Source organism: Roseomonas rosulenta (genome assembly GCF_016106005.1).
In the GTDB taxonomy this organism is placed as follows: Bacteria; Pseudomonadota; Alphaproteobacteria; order Acetobacterales; family Acetobacteraceae; genus Neoroseomonas; species Neoroseomonas rosulenta.
In genome coordinates this window covers 1-951 of the sequence record NZ_JACADR010000585.1, presented here as the reverse complement: position 1 = coordinate 951, position 951 = coordinate 1, and the positions used below count along the sequence as shown (strand labels likewise).

Below are 951 nucleotides of genomic sequence, written 5' to 3'. Positions count from 1 at the left end.
TTGGCCTTGGCCGGGTTGCCGATCAGCAGGTCCACCTCGGTCGGGCGGAAGTATTCGGGATCGACGCGCACCAGCGTGCGGCCGGTCGCACGGTCCACGCCGACTTCCTCCACGCCCTTGCCCCGCCATTCGAGGGCGATGCCCGCCTCGGCGAAGGCCAGGTCGCAGAAATGGCGCACCGTATGCGTCACCCCGGTCGCGAGCACGTAGTCGTCGGGCGTGTCCTGCTGGAGGATGCGCCACATGCCCTCGACGAAGTCGCGCGCATGGCCCCAGTCGCGCTGCGCATCGAGGTTGCCGAGCCACAGGCAGTCCTGCCGCCCCAGGTGGATGGCGGCGACCGCACGGGTGATCTTGCGGGTGACGAAGGTCTCGCCGCGGCGCGGGCTCTCGTGGTTGAACAGCACACCGTTGGACGCATGCAGGCCATAGGCCTCGCGGTAGTTCACCACGATCCAGTAAGCGTAGAGCTTGGCCGCGGCATAGGGGCTGCGCGGGTAGAAGGGCGTGGTCTCGTCCTGCGGGACGGCCTGCACCTTGCCGTACAGCTCGCTGGTCGAGGCCTGGTAGAAGCGCGCGGTCTTCTCCATGCCGAGGATGCGGATGGCTTCCAGCAGCCGCAGCGTGCCGATTGCGTCGGAATTGGCGGTGTATTCCGGCGTCTCGAAGGACACGGCCACGTGGGACTGGGCGCCGAGGTTGTAGATCTCGTCCGGCTTCACCTCGGCCAGGATGCGGATCAGGTTCGTGGCATCCGTCAGGTCGCCGTAGTGCAGAAAGAAGCCCACGCCCGGGTCGTGGCGATCGTGGTACAGATGGTCGACGCGGCCGGTGTTGAAGGACGACGAGCGGCGCTTGATGCCGTGCACCACGTAGCCCTTCGCAAGCAGCATCTCGGCCAGGTAGGAGCCGTCCTGGCCGGTGATGCCGGTGACGAGGGCGACCTTGCGA

General features: G+C 67.3%; 1 protein-coding gene. It reads right to left on the bottom strand.

Annotated features, from left to right (window positions below; translation table 11 throughout):
- On the bottom strand, nt 1–951 hold a 951-nt coding region (gene gmd, locus HW578_RS27030), incomplete at both ends, for a GDP-mannose 4,6-dehydratase (protein WP_232479334.1).